We start from the raw sequence: 15,321 nt of genomic DNA on the forward strand, positions 1-15,321 counted from the left end.
ATGCTTTATGGCCGCCGACGACATCCCGGCCGCGATCCTGGCCGACGGCGGCGACTACCTGCACCGGCTGGCCGCATCACCCGGTGGTGACTACGCCACCCCAGTTCCCGGGCTAGAGCACTGGGCCTGGGTGGACGCCGAGGTACGCCTCGCCCTCGTCACTGGCCTTAACTCCGCCGGCACCCTGGACCCCCGCATCGACGACGTGATCGCCGCCGCCTCCCGATGGCCAGCCCGTCGGCAGGAGGACCTGTTCCTGCGCGCCGCCGAGCAGTTCGCCGCACAGCACGCAGCAGCGCCCTGCGCCCTGACACCCCTGCCGCCGACGGCACACGCCCCCACCGAGCCGAACGCGTTCGGCAACACCCCCGCCCCCGACATGAGGAGACCCATATATGGCTGTCCGCACGGCCTGGAACGTTGCCCACACCTGTGGACATGAAGTGACGCACGACCTGTCGAACCGTCCGGCAGACAAGCGTGCCGGCTTCGCCCGCTGGCTCGCCGCCAAGGACTGCACCGACTGCTGGAAGGCCGCCCGCGACGGCGACAGCGCCAGCAAGGAGGAATGGCTCGCTGCCAAGCGCGCCGAGGAGCAGCAGGCCGCGAAGGACTGGGCGCAGCAGTTCGAGATGCCGCCGCTCGAAGGCCCCGAGCGGGCCCTGGACTGGGGCGAGCGTTCCCGCCACCAGTTGGTGACCGCCGCCTACACCGCTCTCACCGTCCAAGGCAGCTGGGACGAGGCTGACTGGGCCGAGCTGGAGGAGAAGATCCGCACCGTCACCCGGGCCGGGTGGTGGATCGACCAGAGGGACGCCGAGGACACTGACCTGCCCGAACTCCTCGACGCAGCCACCGACGACGACCGCGGGACGGAGAACCCGTTCCGGTAATGCGGGCGGCTTCTACCCGACGATCCCCGGTTAGCGAAACCGGGGATCGTCCAGACCATTGAATCCACCCCACCGCCACCCCGCGCCGTTCCTGGAAGGACTCATCGCTGTGCCCGACGCCGTCTCCCGCCCTCCGTACGTCCCCGTCGACATCCTGACCCCCGACCGGGACATCACCCACGCGCACTTCCGGCCCGGCGACCAGGTCGTGATCCTCAAGGGCGTGGCCGGCGAGGAGCTGTGGGGCGACGCCATGACGGTCGTCACCCCTTCCTGGCACACCCCGACCAACGAGGACGGCTGGCGGCTGCGCGACCCCAACGGGGGCGAGCGCACCTATGTCACCGGCCACGCCCGCTACCTCGTCCACCTCTCCCGCCGCTGCCCCGACTGCCTCATCTACCTGCGCGCCCTGGAGGACTACCTGCTGCCCAAGTTCGCCGACGCCACCGAAGTGACCGACTGCGGCTGGTACTCGCTGACGCACCTGAACCAGCTGGTGCACATAGCCGACGCCCGGCCCAACCGGTGATCACCTACGTGCACGGCCGGGGCATCTCGTCCACCGATGCGCTCGCCGAGGCCCTCGGCCGCCCCGTCACCGAACGGGAAGGGCTGACAGACCACACAGTCGTCGCGTACTGGTCGCGCCTGGACCACTACCTCGACGACGAGCAGAAGTGCTGGACGTCGGCCCAGTGGGCGGAGCACCTGGACGACCCGAACTGGGAACACCCGTTCGCCGCCAGCCCCCAGGACGACCGCCGCACGACGACGCCACCCTGCACGGCGCCGCCCAAAGCACCCCGGCCACAGCCCGAATGCCAGCCAATCCGGCTGCCGTTCCCCCGCGCCGCTCCCGCTGACCGACTCCCAGAAGGAATGCTTCTTGGCCCTTGCCGACCGCATCGTGACCCTGCGGCGCGACGAGCACTCCGGCGAAGTCCTCGCCCGCGGAGGTGACCCCGAGGCGCACAGCATCCTTCAGCGCGCCGGATTCGTCCTCATCGCCCGCCTCCACGAGCACTACCACCGCTTGCCCACCGGCCTCGATCCCGCCGAGGAAGCCCGGCTCGCCACCCGCGCCGTCTCCCGCCTTCGCACCGTCGGCTACCACGTCGACTGCGACGACGACTTCGCCACCGACCTGCGCGAACCGCACTACCTCCCCCTCGGCGCCCAGGTCGCGCACATCGCCACCCGCATCCGCGAAGCCGACGTCGCCGAGGCCCTCACGGAGCTGACCGCCGCCCACAACGGCATCCTCACCGCCCTCGGCGAAGTCCTCACCGCGACCGCCGACTTCTACCAGGACCTCGGCCAGAGCGCCGACCCCTACGCCGCCAAACGGCTGCGCTACCTCGGCGCCGAACGACTCGGCGTCATCGCCTCCGACCTCCGGTACACCCGCAACGAACTCGCCGACCGGCATGAACCACATCCGCGACGCACCGCGTGCAGCGGCGAAGTCTCGCCCGAGGAACACGAGGCGTCCGCCGTCTGCGCCTGCCCGCCCCCGCCCCGTGTCGCCACCGCCCCCGCTGTCCCAGCGGCGGCCGGTCGCCGGCGCTGAGCCCCAAACCCCCTGCACCGAGGAGAACATGCCCGACCTGAGAGACACCCGCGACCTCGAATCGTTCGCCACCGCCCTCGCCGACGAACTGCCGGGTTACTGGACGAGCGCCGGCACGCCGAATATCCCGACCAGTTCCCCATCGCCGAGGACGTCTGGGACATGAACATGCTCTCCAGCGCCATCGCAGAAGTGGTCCTGGAGCACGACGCCGTGCTGACCCGCGACGACGGCGCCCGCCTGTACGTGATCAGCCGGCCTCACCACGGCGACGAGTACCTCGTCGGCGCCTTGGCCCCGCCCGGCTTCGATCCGGAAGCCTTCCGCGGCGTGCGGGAGCCGGACGGCATCGCCGTTCCCGACGATCCTTTCCGCGCGTCGGACCACGTCATGGTCGATCTGCTGCCCCGGTACGACAAGGCCGTCGCCCAGGTCCAGCACAACGCCGACCACCCCGCACCGCCCCCGCCGACACTGGCCCCCGCGCCAGAGCGCGTCGTCATGACCTGGTTCGGCGAGGGACTCCTGGCCGCGAAGACCGAAAGCCAGGAAGCGGCCAAGGCCCTGCACGACAACGGCTTCGCCTGGGATCCGCAGGAGCTGGCGTTCGTCCTGTCCGGAGACGACACCGCCCACCAGGCCCGCTGTGTACGGAAGGCCGGCGCCCAGCTGGCCCAGCACGGCATCGGCGTCATCATGCGCCATCCGCCAGCCCGGCCCGCACTGGAGACCACGGCAGCAACCCCGCCTGCGCCGACGCACAGCAGGCCGGCCGCCCGCACCCGGTGAGCGCTGTCAACGACGAGGAGCCGCGGTTCCTCGTCCTGGACTACATCACCATCACCCGGGATCCGCGCAGCCAGCTCGTCGTCGCCATCGGCGGCGACGATCGGGCGGCCGGGATTCTGCAGACCACCGGGGGCTTCGTCTCCGCCCCCGGGCCCCGCGGCCCCTACCACCGCCAGCCGCACGCCCTGCCCGTCGACCAACAGCGAGAAGGCGCCACCGCCGCAGCCCACGCGCTGCTCCTGGCCGGGTTCAGCGTCCACCTCGACCCCTCGCTCAACGCCCTCGGCGCCCCCGGCGGCGACCGGCAAGCGTCCCACCGCTACCTCAATCAGCTCGCCGAGCGCGCCCGCCAAGCTGCCGACGGCCGCGACGTCGCGGCGGTGCTGACCGAGATCGCCGCACCCCACGACGGACTGCTCCCCCGCCTGGTGCAGACCCTGATCTCCACCTGGGCGCCCTGGACACGGCGCCTCGACGACGCCGGGCGGGAATCCGCTCTCGCGGAACGGCTGATGAACACCACCAGCAGCCTGTCCAACCACTCCTGGCAGATTCAGCAGATACGCGACCAGGCGGCCAAGGCGCCCCCGGTGGCGAAGACCGCACCGGACCGAGCGCCGGCAGCCCCACCACAGCAGCCCACCGCGCCGTCGTCTCCGCGGAGGCGATGAGCCCGAACACCCCCAGGAGCACCCTTACGTGGGAAACCGCGCCGACGACTACGGCAGTGACGTCGAGATCTACCGCAAAGCGCTGACCACCACCATCCACGCCGACACCCCCACCGGCGCCCCCGAAAAGCTCCTCGCCCTCCTCGACAGCCTCGGCCTGGAACGCAAGACCGTGACAACCGCCGGACCGGGGTACGTCTGGCACGAGGTCCCCGAGCAGCTCACCGAGGATGAGAAGAAGAAGCTCGCCAGCCGCGCCATCCCCTCGCTGCTCGTGGCCGGATACGTCGTCAACATCCCCGACGACCTGTTCGACGCAGCCGCCTACAGCGAAGCCGCCGACGAGATCCGCGCCCAACGCGCCGCCGCAGCCACTACGGCTCCCCGCCGGACGGCCACCCCGGCTCCTGCCACCCGCGCCGCACGCCCCCGCCGCAGCGCCTGACCCCGCGCCGCCCCAGCCCCGCTCGAGCCGGGGCCGCGCCCCACCGCACGCCCTCTGGAGCACCCGCAATCCCCGAACCCGACCGCACCCCGCCCCCGATCAACGCCGCCCGCCGGCCCCGCCTGGCCGTCTTCCTCTTCCGCCGCTACCTGCGCGCCTGCGCTGTCGGCAGCACCGAGCGGACCACACCGCTCGCCACCGGCCCGTACGCGGCCCTCGACGAATCCCGCCGCCGCGACCTCCGTCACTGACGCCCCTCACCCTCCGGCCGCCCCCACTTCCTTGTCCGGGAGGACCATGACCAACACGACCCCCTACCCTGTACGCCTCGCCCGCGATATCTCCCGCCAGATCGACCAGCTGAGCGAACACCTCGCGCAGGCTCCGCCGCGGCAGGCCGCCCAGATCCTTGGGCAGGTCCTCGACGCCGAGGAGGGCATCCTCGGCCGGCTGACGACCCTGGTGGCTACCGGCTCCCACTTCGCCAAGGACCACACCGAGAGGGGGACGTTCCCGCCGGAGGTATGGCTCGCCCTCGGCCGCGCCGCGAACGACCTGAGCCATCTGTGCGTGAACCTCGACGAGTACGCCGACGACTTCCGGCAGATCGCCCAGACGCCATCGGCCAGCAGCATCACCATGACGCCAACGCCGGTTGTCTCGTCCCTGGTTGCCCGGCGGCGCCGATGAAGAAGCAGCAAGGGACCGGCTGGGGACCCGCGCACCAACAGGTCCAGCAGCACTACCTCGTTGAACCCCGCCACCTCGCCGGCGGCGGTGACCTGCGCCACGTGACCGAGTTCCTGCGGGCCTCCGGCTGGAAGGACCTCTCCAAGCCCGGCGGCCCCCTCCTCTTCGACAGCCCCGACCGCTCCGTCCGCATCGGCTACGACCCCTTCACCCCGCCTGGGGGGTGGGCGATCCGCGGACATTCCACCGGCAACCAGCCCGCCTGGCACGCGACCCTCACCCCACAGGTCCCCGTCGAGATCGTCGCCGGTTTCACCGACGCCCTCACCCGGCCCCGCTCCGCGCACGCCCCGGACGCGTGGGCACCCCTACAAGCCCAGGGCTGGGAAACCGAACGCGGGCAGCACTTCACCGCCACCAGCCCGGACAAGGGCGCGTTCATGCAGTTCCACCAGTCCGAGCCCGGCGAGGCCCACTGGTGGGCCGGCGCCCGCACCGAACACGGCCGGACCTGGGACGCGATTTTCACCCCCACCACCCCCATGCACCTCGTCCAGGCGTTCACCACCGCCCTGGCCGACCCTCAGCCGGTCATGCGACCGCGCGGGCACGTCCCACCCAGCGACCGGATCCGCACCACCTCCGTATCCGTGCTGCCCGCAGAACTCAGCGCCTGGCAACAGGCCCGCATCACCGCCGCCCGCGCCGCCACCTGGGCCCGCAACTCGTGGGCCAGTACCCGGCCCCGCAAGTACGGCCCCACCGCGAGTCCGTACGCCACGGCCGGCGGCGCACGGCAGCGCCGCTGACGTAACCCGGCGCCCCGCCCCGTCTCTTCGCCCCCACCCCTCTCCGCAAGGACGTTCATGCCCGAACCCACCCTCGACGACGGTCTCACCCCCGAGCACATCCGACAGGCCGCCCACACCCTCGCCCAGCTCACCGCGTACCTGCGCACCGGCCCCTCCCTGCCCGAGGTACTGCCGCTTCTTACGCCCCTCGTGGACGAGGACGACGGCGTGCCCGTGCGGCTGGCCGATGCCCTGCGCGCCGTTTCCCGCCTCCTGGCCCAGGGAGCGCACGTGCCTTGGAGCGACGAAGTGCGGGGCCTCATCAGCGAGTACCTCGAAGCCGCCACCATCCTCCAGGAGCTGCACGTCCTGCACTGGACCCTCCGTCACCTGGAGCGGACACCGAACCGTGCCCCCGGTACGCCGTGCCCGTGACGGAGCGGCAGCTGGCCGCCTTCGCCGACGACCACCGGTACAAGATGCAGTTCGACACCAGCCCGCGATACCTCGCCGGTCCCGGCGACGCACGGCACGTCACCCACGCCCTGTCCGCCGCTGGCTGGACGAACCACTCCGACCCCGCTTCACCGACGGTCCGCCTCACGAGCCCCGACTACCAGGTGCGCCTCCAGCTCGACCCCCAGTCCTCTACGTCCGCCTGGTGGCGGCTGACCAGCGAACCAATTGATGGGCCGGGGTGGTGTGCGGAGTTCGGCGAACTTGTCCCCGCCGAGATCTTGGCCGGGCTGACTGACGCCCTCACGTCCCCCGCCCCGGACTCCGTACCCGGCGTATGGCCAGTTTTGGCAGCGGCGGGCTGGACGTGCATCCTGCACGAGGACGGCACCGGCCAGGCCCTGTCACCCGACCAGCACCTTCGCGTGCAGCGCGTCCGGTACGGCGAAGGCGACGGCTCTTGCATCTGGCGTGCGGAGGCCAGTGGCACCGAGGCGTACGAACTGCCGATCTGGCACGCCTGGCTGCGCGACACCATCCCCGCGCACCTGCTGACCGGGTTCGCCGCGGCGCTCGCCGGCCCGGAGCCGGTCCAGCGCGGCATGTACGACCGGACCGGTCACCACAGCGTGACCCAGGAACGCAGCACGCTCACGGGCGAGCAGGTCGTCGCAGCCCACATCAGCCGCCTCGACGCGGTACGGGCTCGGGCCCGTACCGCCCGCCGGCGCCAGAAGCTCTCCGCTCACGCCTCCCCGGCCCCCGCCCGGCCCGTCGCCACGCCTGCGGCACGCAGTCGGTGACGACGCCACTCCCGAAAGACCCATCCGTGACCACCCCACCCCCGAACGAAATCCACGAGCTTCGCCTGAAGGCGCTCGCCACCTTCATCCGTGAGAGCGACAAGATCCTCGTCAACTGGGACGCCTACTCCGACGAGCACACCGACCTCGACGGCTGGCCCCATGACGCCCGCTCCTACGGGCTGCGCGCGAGCCGGCGTGACGCCGACGCCTGGCGGTCCTTCAACCGGGTCCGGTCCTTCGCCAAGGACCTGCTCGCCACCGCCGAGGTCCAGCTGCAGCAACTGCCAGCCCGCACCATCCAGTCCCGGTGGGCCTGGCAGCTCGCCACCCTGGACACCGCCCTGGTCGAGCTTTCCGCCCTGCAGCGGGACTGGCTCAACGTCCGCGATTCACTGCCTCCGTCCGCCAAGCCGGGCACCGAGGAGTACGACGAGCCGCTCGCCGAGCGGTATGCCGAAGCCTGGCACTACCTCGACGAATGGTCCAGCCACGGCCAGGCCGTCCTCGACATCCACGCCGCCGCCCAGCACAGCCCGCCACGCGTGCTGGCCATCACCCCGGTGCAAGCTCCGGCGGCGCCTGCCCAGGCCGCCAAGCCGTCCACGGCCAGGCGGTGACGCGCATGCACGACGAGATCGAACAGACCCTGGTCTCGCCCCGCTACCTCGCCGGCGGCGGCGACCCCGCCTGGATCACCATCCCGCTCCACCGCGCCTGCGGCTGGAGTTTCGGACACGACCCGCTGATGCCGCGAGTGCACCTGTCGAGCCCCGACCAGCAGGCCCTACTGCGCATCGACCCCGAACCGGACCGACCCTGGTGGACTCTCCAACACGCCCGCACCGGCAGTCAGCCGGCCTGGTCGGTGAGCTTCGGCGCCCGCACGCCGGTGGAGATCATCGCCGGATTCACCGACGCCCTCACCGCGCCCCACGCGGATCCTGGCCACGCTCCCGATCCGAATGAACCCCTGCGGCAGGCAGGGTGGAATGACGCCCGCGACCACGACGGCCACAACTCGCCCGACGGATACGCCCACGTCGAGCACTTCACCGAAGGCGGCTCCAACAGCTGGTACGCCACGGTCGCCGTCAGCGAAGACCCCGAGGGCCTGATCTGGGAGGCGTACCTCGACGGCAACACCCCACGCCACCTGATCACCGGCTTCACCCGCGCGCTCGCCGACGAGGCCCCTCTTGCCCGAGATCCCCTCCAGCTTCCCACCTTCAGCCGCCGCCATATCCGTGCCAGCACCCACCAACTGCCCGCCCACGCCGTCGCCTTCGCGCTGGAGAACCGCGTCAAGGACCTCACCGCCCGGCACACCAGGACCCCGACGCCTGGACCACGGCCCCCGCACAGACCCCCGCCCCGTCGCACGCGCTAACCGCCCCGCACATCCCCCCTGGAACCGCCCTCTTGTCCGAGTCCCCCTCCACGTCCAACGACGGCTACGACATAGCCTTCCGCGTCCTGCTCGGCGCCATCGCCATCGCCCTGCCCCTGTCCAACCTCACCTGGCTCGGCGGAAACGCCACCGCCTGGCTCACCAACTCCGCCCCCTGGGCCCCCTACCAGCCGGCCGACGCCCTCCTCCACCCCGAACTCCTGTGGCCCGGCAGCGGAGAAACGTCCCTGCTGATCGGTGCACGCATAGTGCCGATCGCCCTGCTGATCGCGCTCGCCCTGCTCGGCGCCTTGTTCTGGTCGCGGCACAAGAACGGAAGCGGCGGCCGGAAGAAGCGGGTCGCCGGAATGGCGAAGCAGAAGGACATCGGGCCTCTGCTCTCCAAGGACATCACCGCCAAGGCCAGGTCCCTGCGGCCGAGCCTGAAGGACGCCAAGACCATCGAGGCCAACGACACCGGCATCCTCCTCGGCAACCTCCAGGGCACCCGCCACGAGGTCCGCATGGGGTACGAGGACGTCGCCGTCGCGATCATGGCCCCGCGGTCCGGCAAGACGACGAGCCTTGCGATCCCGTCCATCCTCAACGCACCCGGCCCCGTGCTGCTCACCTCGAACAAGGCGGCGGGCGATGCCTACACCGCGACCCTCGGCGCCCGGCAGCAGGCCGGGCGGACGTGGAGCATGGATCCGCAGCAGATCGCCCATGCCTCGCGCGAGATGTGGTGGAATCCGCTCGCCGATGCCAAGACCCTCGACGGTGCCGGCAGGCTGGCCGGCCACTTCCTCGCCGCGTCCGTGGACGCCTCGCAACAGGGCGACTTCTGGTCCAAGGCCGGATCCAACATCCTGTCCCAGCTATTCCTCGCCGCCGCCCTGGACAACAGGCCAATCACCGACGTCATGCAGTGGCTGGCTTTCCCCGCCGACCGCGGCCCCCTCGACATCCTCCGTGATCACGGCTTCGCAGCCGTCGCCGCCCAGCTCAAGGGCACAGTGGAAGGCCCGCCCGAGACCCGCGACGGCATCTACGAGACAGCGAGGCAGTACGCCGCCGCACTCCTGAACAGCGAGACTTCCGCCTGGGTCACTCAGCAGAAGGGCATCCGCGAGTTCAAGCCGTCCGAGTTCGTCACCAGCAAGGACACCTTGTACTTGCTGTCGAAGGACGGCGGAGGCGGCGCGTCCGCCCTGATCGCGGCATGCGCGGACTCCGTGATGCGGGCCGCGACCGCCCAAGCCGAGCGCACCGGCGGACGTCTCGACCCGCCCATGCTGGCGATCCTCGACGAGGCCGCCAACGTCTGCAAGATCAGCGACCTGCCCGACCTGTACTCCCACCTCGGATCGCGCGGCATCATCCCGATCACCATCCTGCAGTCCTACCGCCAGGGCCAGAAGGTCTGGGGCGACGCCGGCATGGACGCCATGTGGTCCGCCTCCACGATCAAGGTCATCGGATCCGGCATCGACGACCCCGACTTCGCCGACAAACTCAGCAGGCTGATCGGCGACCACGACGTGGAGACGAAGTCGACCTCCGCGTCCGAATCGGGGAAGTCCACCTCGGTGTCGATGCGACAGGAACGGATTCTCGCCGCCGACGCCATCCGCGCCCTGCCCAAGGGCACCGCGCTCTGCTTCGCCACCGGTATGCGCGCCGCGATGCTCGACCTTCGCCCCTGGTACCTCGAGCCCGGCGCCGACGAACTCTCAGCCGCCTCCAAGCGAGCCTCCGACGGCATCACCAAGCGGGCCGTCGCCAAGGCAGCGCCTCGCCAGTCCGACTTCGGGAAGGCGGCGTGAGCGAGTCGCGCCTGCATCTGGTGCCGGTGCGCTCGCGGGAGGCGAAAGAGTTTGTCCGCACCTGGCGCCGGCACCCTCCGCCGCCCGCCGGGCGGACCTTCGCCGTCGGCGCCGCCGACGAGTCGGGCGTGCTGCGGGCGGTGGCCATCGTCGGCCAGCCTGTCGCCCTGCACCTCGACGACGGAGCCACCCTCGAAGTCACGCGCACCCCCAGCGACGGTGTCAGCAACGCCAACTCCATGTTGGACGGGGCGGCATGGCGCGCGGCGCAGCAGTCGGCTACCGGCGGCTGAGCTACACCCAGGACGGGGAGAGCGCCTCCCTGAGCGGAGCAGGCTGGCGCGTTCTCGCCCAGCGCCCTCCCCGTCCCGGCTGGCACAGCCCATCCCGGCCACGAGCCGACCACGGCACCAGCCACATCGCCCGCACCCTGTGGCAGGCCCCCTGACACCCCATCCCCCTCGTGAAAGAACACCGGCCTTGTACGAACCGCACGACCTGGACAAACTGACCCCGCACGACGTCATCGACACGGTGATCAGGGACGTCCATGCCCACCAGGTCGACCCCGGCCCGGGCGGCTTTCTCACCGCCACCCGGCACATCGGCCTGATCAGCCACCTCGTCACCCGTCTCAGCGGCGACGCACTCCACTACGCCGAGCAGGCACACAAGGACCCGCGCCTCCCATGGCGACCGGTCGAAGCTCTGACCGTAGCCGCGGTCCCCCTCGGCCAGGCCCTCGCTCGCTACACCCAGGCCCTCGTGCGCCTCGCCGCGCTCACCCAGCCCACCGAGCACCGCAGCATGGCCGCTGCCCTGGACCGGATCGAACTCCACAGCGCGATGCACACCCACCTGCACGTGGCTCAGCACCCTCTCGCCGAAACCCGCGTCGCCGTCTACGCGCCGAGGCCCACCCCAGTCACATCGCCGCCGCAGCCGACCTCGCCGGCTGAGCACTCTCCTCGCCGCCCGCGCTGAACAGAACCGCCCGCCCACACCCCGGAGTTCCTCCTGGCTTTCACCGACCACCACGACGTCTTCGTCGGCTCGACCGACGACGGGCACACCTTCGTCGTCATCAACTCTTCCCTTCCCGCGGCCCACCTCATCCTGGCGAAGAGCGGCTTCACCGCCCGTGAGCACCAGGGCCGCACCCTGTACCTCCTGCCGCCCGGCACCCCGACGGAGGAGACGCACGGCCGCACCGGCACCGCCCTGTACGAACTGCTGGCGCACACCATGGACTTCGTCGACTTCAGCTCGACCACCCGCTGCATTCAGTCCGGCCCGCTGCCCGACAGCGCGGCCCGCTTCGACCTGTCCGCCGGGCGCGGCACCGCCGCCGAATTGGCTGCAATCCAGCAGGAAGCCGGTACCGCCGGGCCGGACGCGGATGAACTGGAGCAGGGCGTAGTCGACGGATGTTCACCGTGGACGTGCCGCGGCTCTGAAGTGGAGCCTGTGCAGGACGACTTCGGGCTGGCCGCGTGATAGTTGACCTCTTCTCCGGACCTGGGGGGTGGTCGCACGCTCTGGCGGTCCTCGGCGTGAGGGACGTGGGCCTGGAGTGGGATGAGTGGGCCTGTAAAACGCGTGCAGCAGCAGGGCAGTTGACCATCCGGACGGACGTCGCGATGTATCCCGTCTGGCCCTTCACCGGCCGGACGACGGGGCTGATCGCGTCCCCGCCATGTCAGGCGTGGTCGATGGCCGGCAAGCGGCTCGGTCTGCTCGACCAGCCTCTTGTGCACCAGGCTGTCGCCGACCTCGCTGCCGGACGCGACACCCGCGAGAAGCTGCTGGCCTCCTGCCGGGATGAGCGCTCCCTGCTGGCCGCCGAGCCGATGCGTTATCTGCACGCCCTCAACGCGGTCGGCGAGCCGGAGTGGGTGGCGATGGAGGAGGTCCCGGACGTCCTGCCCCTGTGGAAGCAGTACGCCGCGATCCTGCGCCGCTGGGGCTTCTCCGTGTGGGCCGGGATCCTGAACGCGGCCGACTACGGCGTGCCGCAGACGAGGCGGCGGGCGATCCTGCTCGCCTCCCGTACCCGGACCGCCGAACCTCCCGCGCCCACACATGCCAAGGTCGCCGAGCCGGAGACGCTGTTCGGGCCGGGCCGCGAGCGGTGGGTGTCCATGGCCGAGGCCCTCGGCTGGGGCGCCACCGACCGCCCGGTGCCGACCGTGTGCGCCGGCGGCGGACCGGGCGGAGGCCCCGAGCCGTTCCCCTCCGGCTCCCGCAAGGCCCTCGCCGGCGCCCGTGACCGGGGCACCTGGAAGCAGCATGCTGCCGGCCCAGAGGTCGTCCTCAAGTCCCGTCGCGAAGGCTCCGGGTGGGCTGAGCGACACGGCACCCGCGAGAACCGCCCGGCCGATGCGCCGGCTCCCACTTTCACGGCCGAGGCGCACCGCTGGTCGTGGTCGCTGCGCAGCAACAACCAGGCCAACGCCACCATCCGCAGCGTGGACGAGCCAGCCGGGACGCTCTTCTTCGGCCACCGCGCCAACGAGTGCGCCTGGGTCGGCGAACCCGTCACCGACGGAACGGTCCAACAGACCGCGTCTCCGGAGTCCATCCGGATCACCGCCCAGGAGGCCGGGCTACTGCAGACCTTCCCCGCCGACTACCCGTGGCAGGGCAACAAAGGCCAGCAGTTCTCCCAGATCGGCAACGCCGTCCCGCCCCGACTCGCCGCCCACCTGCTTGCCCCGCACTTTGGCAAGACCCTCGGCCCCGACGACTTCACCCTGGCGGCCTGATGCCCAACCCCACAGAGCCGTACGAGGAGTTCGACCTAGACGACACGGCTCCCCCGCAACCGGTGCACTACGCCGAGCAGGCCCTGCTCGGCGCACTCCTCCTCGCCCCCCAGCGGCTGACGACCATCGGCACGCTGCTGCCCGAGCACTTCGGCAACCACGCTCACGGCACGCTCTTCGCGGCCATGCGCACCCTGCGCCCGCCCGATCCCGAGGCGCACGTGAAGGAGCCGGTGTGGCTGAACGCGGTCCTGGATGCCGCGCGACCCGAGGCTCCCGGGCTGACCGCCTCCTACCTGCATACCCTGATCCAAGCCTGCCCCTGGCCCGAGCACGCGGCGACGTACGCGCGGATGATCCGGGCCGATCACGCCCGCCGGACCCTGCGCACGCACGCTGAGCGCCTCGCCCAGACGGCCACCGACGCCACCTTGCCGAGCCCGGCCGCCACCGTCCTCGCCCAGGCCGACGCGCTGACCCGGTATCTGGAAGACCTGGCCGGCCAGTTCGCCCCGCACCCCGGCTCCCTGCCCCGCACACCGCTGCCTCCACCGCCGCTCCGGGACACGGGCGAGGAGGCGTTGGACGAGGAGCGGCTGCTGCTGTCGTCCGCGACCGCGCACCCCGCCGACCTCAAGTCGATGCGGTGGCTGCAGGCCGACGACTTTGCCCTGCCCCTGCACGGCCAGCTGTTCCTGTGCCTGACCGCCCTCGCGCACCGCGGCGATCCGGTCGACCCGGTCACCATGCTGTGGGAGGCCCAGCACCGAGGACTGCTCACCAAAGACATCGCATCGGCCGACCTGATGGCTCTCGTCTCGACGCCGGTCGGCTCACCAGAGCACTGGGGCGAGCGCATCCTCCAGCGTGCCCTGCTCAGCCAGGCACACGCTGTCGCCCTGCGGATCGAGACGTTCACCGACGACCCGGCCAACACGCCTCATCAGCTGATCATGGGCAGCCGGCGCGCGCTGGCCGACCTCACCGCCCTGCGCGTGCGCTGGCAGCGCACCACGCTGCAACCGCCCACGGCGGCCAGGCCCCGTGCGCCCCGCACGCCGACCGCCTCCCGCGCCGGCCCACCTCCTCGGACCGCCGCTCCCGCTACGGCGGCCCGAGCCATCCGATAGCCCCACCACCACCGGTCCGGCCGAGCCCTGCCCGGCCGGAACCTCGAATCGAGCGCCATGCCCCATCCCGCCACCGACGCCCACGTTCACCTCGCCCGGCACCCCGAGCACCCCGACGCCGTCACCGCCACGATCACCGGTGCCGGCACTTACACAGCCCGCGCCCTGCTGACCGTTCACGGCTTCCGCCAGGTCGGCGAGCAGACGATGATCCTGGCCCGCATCGACCACGAGGAACCGCACTATGCCCACCAGGCCGCCCACGCCTTGCGCGAGGAGGGCGTCATCGTCCACATCACCCCCGGCCTGCAGGAGGACATCGACACCGAGTGGACCTGGGCCAACTACCGCATGCACTGGCTGAACCGCGACGAGATCCGCGATCTCCGCCGCGGCCCAGAAGATCCACGACGACATCGCCTCGGGCCGCCTTGTTATCCACCTCCACACCCACGACGGCCATACCACCCTCGCCGCCGGCACGTACCGCGGCGGCAAGAGCGTCCACCTGCACGGCGAGAACCACCTGCGCCAGGTCGCCCTCGCCTACGACAACCCCAGTGAAGCCCTGGCTGAGTTCGCGCGCCTCTACGGCGACGCCGTCCGCCCCCGGCCCGGCGCACGCCACCCACATCGAGCAGCGCGCCACAGCTGCCCTCGCCACCATTGCTGGAGGACCTATGGCCACCCCACCCGACACGTCCCCGGAACCGGACCGAACGGCAGAGCGGACCGTACCTATGTACGCGGGCGACCATGAGACCCTGCTGAACACCTTCTCGAGTCCCAGGGCGAGTGGGAGAAGTAGCCGAACCTTCCCTGTTGAATCCGCGTGTTGAAGCGGATCAAGAAGGGTGCCACCTGGGGAGTTGGCGTGTGTTCTGGGTACCTCCGGAGGCCGTACGAAGCGGGGTTCGGGCCGGTGTCGAGCAGGGATGGGACGACCTGCCGGCGCGCGAGGACGCGGGGGGCGTGATGGCCGGCGATCCCAACTTTCTGTCGCCCGATCACCGGGTAGACCCCGTCCTGAACCTCTACGGCCAGTCCCGGCACCTTCCGCCGCTATGAAGAGGCATCACGCCGTTATTACGCTCCGGAC

General features: G+C 71.1%; 20 protein-coding genes. All 20 read left to right on the plus strand.

The features are described from left to right. Nucleotides 1-7: 7 nt before the first annotated feature. The 20 genes from ACI2LP_RS03980 (at nucleotide 8) to ACI2LP_RS04075 (ending at nucleotide 14,786) form a co-directional block, all read left to right on the plus strand. Nucleotides 8-442 carry a hypothetical protein gene (locus ACI2LP_RS03980; protein ID WP_404722948.1) on the plus strand — a complete coding sequence of 145 codons (435 nt, stop codon included), beginning with the start codon at nucleotides 8-10 and terminating at the stop codon, nucleotides 440-442. Next, nucleotides 396-893 carry a hypothetical protein gene (locus ACI2LP_RS03985; protein WP_404722949.1) on the plus strand — a complete coding sequence of 166 codons (498 nt, stop codon included), beginning with the start codon at nucleotides 396-398 and terminating at the stop codon, nucleotides 891-893. The genes ACI2LP_RS03980 and ACI2LP_RS03985 overlap by 47 nt, the downstream gene beginning before the upstream one ends. Before the next feature lie 109 nt (nucleotides 894-1,002). Further along, nucleotides 1,003-1,425: a hypothetical protein gene (locus ACI2LP_RS03990; protein WP_404723054.1), complete on the plus strand. Its 423-nt coding sequence runs from the start codon at nucleotides 1,003-1,005 to the stop codon at nucleotides 1,423-1,425. 357 nt (nucleotides 1,426-1,782) lie between these two features. Continuing rightward, nucleotides 1,783-2,466, plus strand: a complete 684-nt coding sequence (locus tag ACI2LP_RS03995) for a hypothetical protein (protein WP_404722950.1) — start codon at nucleotides 1,783-1,785, stop codon at nucleotides 2,464-2,466. Between the two features lie 162 nt (nucleotides 2,467-2,628). Next, entirely contained in the window at nucleotides 2,629-3,255 is a 627-nt protein-coding gene (locus ACI2LP_RS04000; protein ID WP_404722951.1) for a hypothetical protein, read from the plus strand. Then, a complete protein-coding gene (locus tag ACI2LP_RS04005) occupies nucleotides 3,252-3,926 on the plus strand; it encodes a hypothetical protein (RefSeq protein ID WP_404722952.1) in 675 nt (224 codons plus the stop codon). The genes ACI2LP_RS04000 and ACI2LP_RS04005 overlap by 4 nt, the downstream gene beginning before the upstream one ends. A 28-nt stretch (nucleotides 3,927-3,954) precedes the next feature. Next, nucleotides 3,955-4,371, plus strand: coding sequence for a hypothetical protein (locus ACI2LP_RS04010; protein ID WP_404722953.1), 417 nt, complete (start codon nucleotides 3,955-3,957; stop codon nucleotides 4,369-4,371). 297 nt (nucleotides 4,372-4,668) lie between these two features. After that, nucleotides 4,669-5,061, plus strand: coding sequence for a hypothetical protein (locus tag ACI2LP_RS04015; protein ID WP_404722954.1), 393 nt, complete (start codon nucleotides 4,669-4,671; stop codon nucleotides 5,059-5,061). Next, the gene (locus tag ACI2LP_RS04020; RefSeq protein ID WP_404722955.1) at nucleotides 5,058-5,870 is read left to right on the plus strand and encodes a DUF317 domain-containing protein; all 813 of its coding nucleotides are present in this window, start codon (nucleotides 5,058-5,060) and stop codon (nucleotides 5,868-5,870) included. Before ACI2LP_RS04015 ends, ACI2LP_RS04020 begins: the two co-directional genes overlap by 4 nt. 57 nt (nucleotides 5,871-5,927) lie before the next feature. Further along, the gene (locus tag ACI2LP_RS04025; RefSeq protein WP_404722956.1) at nucleotides 5,928-6,287 is read left to right on the plus strand and encodes a hypothetical protein; all 360 of its coding nucleotides are present in this window, start codon (nucleotides 5,928-5,930) and stop codon (nucleotides 6,285-6,287) included. Further along, a complete protein-coding gene (locus ACI2LP_RS04030) occupies nucleotides 6,284-7,111 on the plus strand; it encodes a DUF317 domain-containing protein (RefSeq protein ID WP_404722957.1) in 828 nt (275 codons plus the stop codon). Before ACI2LP_RS04025 ends, ACI2LP_RS04030 begins: the two co-directional genes overlap by 4 nt. A 26-nt stretch (nucleotides 7,112-7,137) precedes the next feature. Continuing rightward, nucleotides 7,138-7,731 (plus strand): hypothetical protein, encoded by a 594-nt coding sequence (locus ACI2LP_RS04035; protein ID WP_404722958.1) that lies wholly within the window; start codon nucleotides 7,138-7,140, stop codon nucleotides 7,729-7,731. A 5-nt stretch (nucleotides 7,732-7,736) separates the two neighbouring features. Next, entirely contained in the window at nucleotides 7,737-8,501 is a 765-nt protein-coding gene (locus tag ACI2LP_RS04040; RefSeq protein WP_404722959.1) for a DUF317 domain-containing protein, read from the plus strand. A gap of 32 nt (nucleotides 8,502-8,533) precedes the next feature. Then, nucleotides 8,534-10,327, plus strand: coding sequence for a type IV secretory system conjugative DNA transfer family protein (locus tag ACI2LP_RS04045; protein WP_404722960.1), 1,794 nt, complete (start codon nucleotides 8,534-8,536; stop codon nucleotides 10,325-10,327). Then, nucleotides 10,324-10,620, plus strand: coding sequence for an XF1762 family protein (locus ACI2LP_RS04050; protein WP_404722961.1), 297 nt, complete (start codon nucleotides 10,324-10,326; stop codon nucleotides 10,618-10,620). The genes ACI2LP_RS04045 and ACI2LP_RS04050 overlap by 4 nt, the downstream gene beginning before the upstream one ends. 187 nt (nucleotides 10,621-10,807) lie before the next feature. Then, the gene (locus ACI2LP_RS04055) at nucleotides 10,808-11,311 is read left to right on the plus strand and encodes a hypothetical protein (RefSeq protein ID WP_404722962.1); all 504 of its coding nucleotides are present in this window, start codon (nucleotides 10,808-10,810) and stop codon (nucleotides 11,309-11,311) included. Between the two features lie 261 nt (nucleotides 11,312-11,572). Next, nucleotides 11,573-11,824 (plus strand): hypothetical protein, encoded by a 252-nt coding sequence (locus ACI2LP_RS04060; RefSeq protein WP_404722963.1) that lies wholly within the window; start codon nucleotides 11,573-11,575, stop codon nucleotides 11,822-11,824. Continuing rightward, entirely contained in the window at nucleotides 11,821-13,092 is a 1,272-nt protein-coding gene (locus ACI2LP_RS04065; protein WP_404722964.1) for a DNA cytosine methyltransferase, read from the plus strand. Before ACI2LP_RS04060 ends, ACI2LP_RS04065 begins: the two co-directional genes overlap by 4 nt. Further along, nucleotides 13,092-14,222 (plus strand): DnaB-like helicase N-terminal domain-containing protein, encoded by a 1,131-nt coding sequence (locus ACI2LP_RS04070; protein WP_404722965.1) that lies wholly within the window; start codon nucleotides 13,092-13,094, stop codon nucleotides 14,220-14,222. Before ACI2LP_RS04065 ends, ACI2LP_RS04070 begins: the two co-directional genes overlap by 1 nt. A 57-nt stretch (nucleotides 14,223-14,279) precedes the next feature. Beyond that, entirely contained in the window at nucleotides 14,280-14,786 is a 507-nt protein-coding gene (locus ACI2LP_RS04075; protein ID WP_404722966.1) for a hypothetical protein, read from the plus strand. Nucleotides 14,787-15,321 lie beyond the last annotated feature (535 nt).

Origin of the sequence: Streptomyces sp. NPDC019890, assembly GCF_044903445.1 — a bacterium.
Lineage (GTDB): Bacteria > Actinomycetota > Actinomycetes > Streptomycetales > Streptomycetaceae > Streptomyces.

Coding starts and splice junctions, on each gene's coding strand:
- ACI2LP_RS03980 (WP_404722948.1), top strand. CDS start 8: ATGGCCGCCGACGACATCCCGGCCGCGATCCTGGCCGACGGCGGCGAC.
- ACI2LP_RS03985 (WP_404722949.1), top strand. CDS start 396: ATGGCTGTCCGCACGGCCTGGAACGTTGCCCACACCTGTGGACATGAA.
- ACI2LP_RS04000 (WP_404722951.1), top strand. CDS start 2,629: ATGAACATGCTCTCCAGCGCCATCGCAGAAGTGGTCCTGGAGCACGAC.
- ACI2LP_RS04015 (WP_404722954.1), top strand. CDS start 4,669: ATGACCAACACGACCCCCTACCCTGTACGCCTCGCCCGCGATATCTCC.
- ACI2LP_RS04020 (WP_404722955.1), top strand. CDS start 5,058: ATGAAGAAGCAGCAAGGGACCGGCTGGGGACCCGCGCACCAACAGGTC.
- ACI2LP_RS04025 (WP_404722956.1), top strand. CDS start 5,928: ATGCCCGAACCCACCCTCGACGACGGTCTCACCCCCGAGCACATCCGA.
- ACI2LP_RS04040 (WP_404722959.1), top strand. CDS start 7,737: ATGCACGACGAGATCGAACAGACCCTGGTCTCGCCCCGCTACCTCGCC.
- ACI2LP_RS04060 (WP_404722963.1), top strand. CDS start 11,573: ATGGACTTCGTCGACTTCAGCTCGACCACCCGCTGCATTCAGTCCGGC.
- ACI2LP_RS04070 (WP_404722965.1), top strand. CDS start 13,092: ATGCCCAACCCCACAGAGCCGTACGAGGAGTTCGACCTAGACGACACG.
- ACI2LP_RS04075 (WP_404722966.1), top strand. CDS start 14,280: ATGCCCCATCCCGCCACCGACGCCCACGTTCACCTCGCCCGGCACCCC.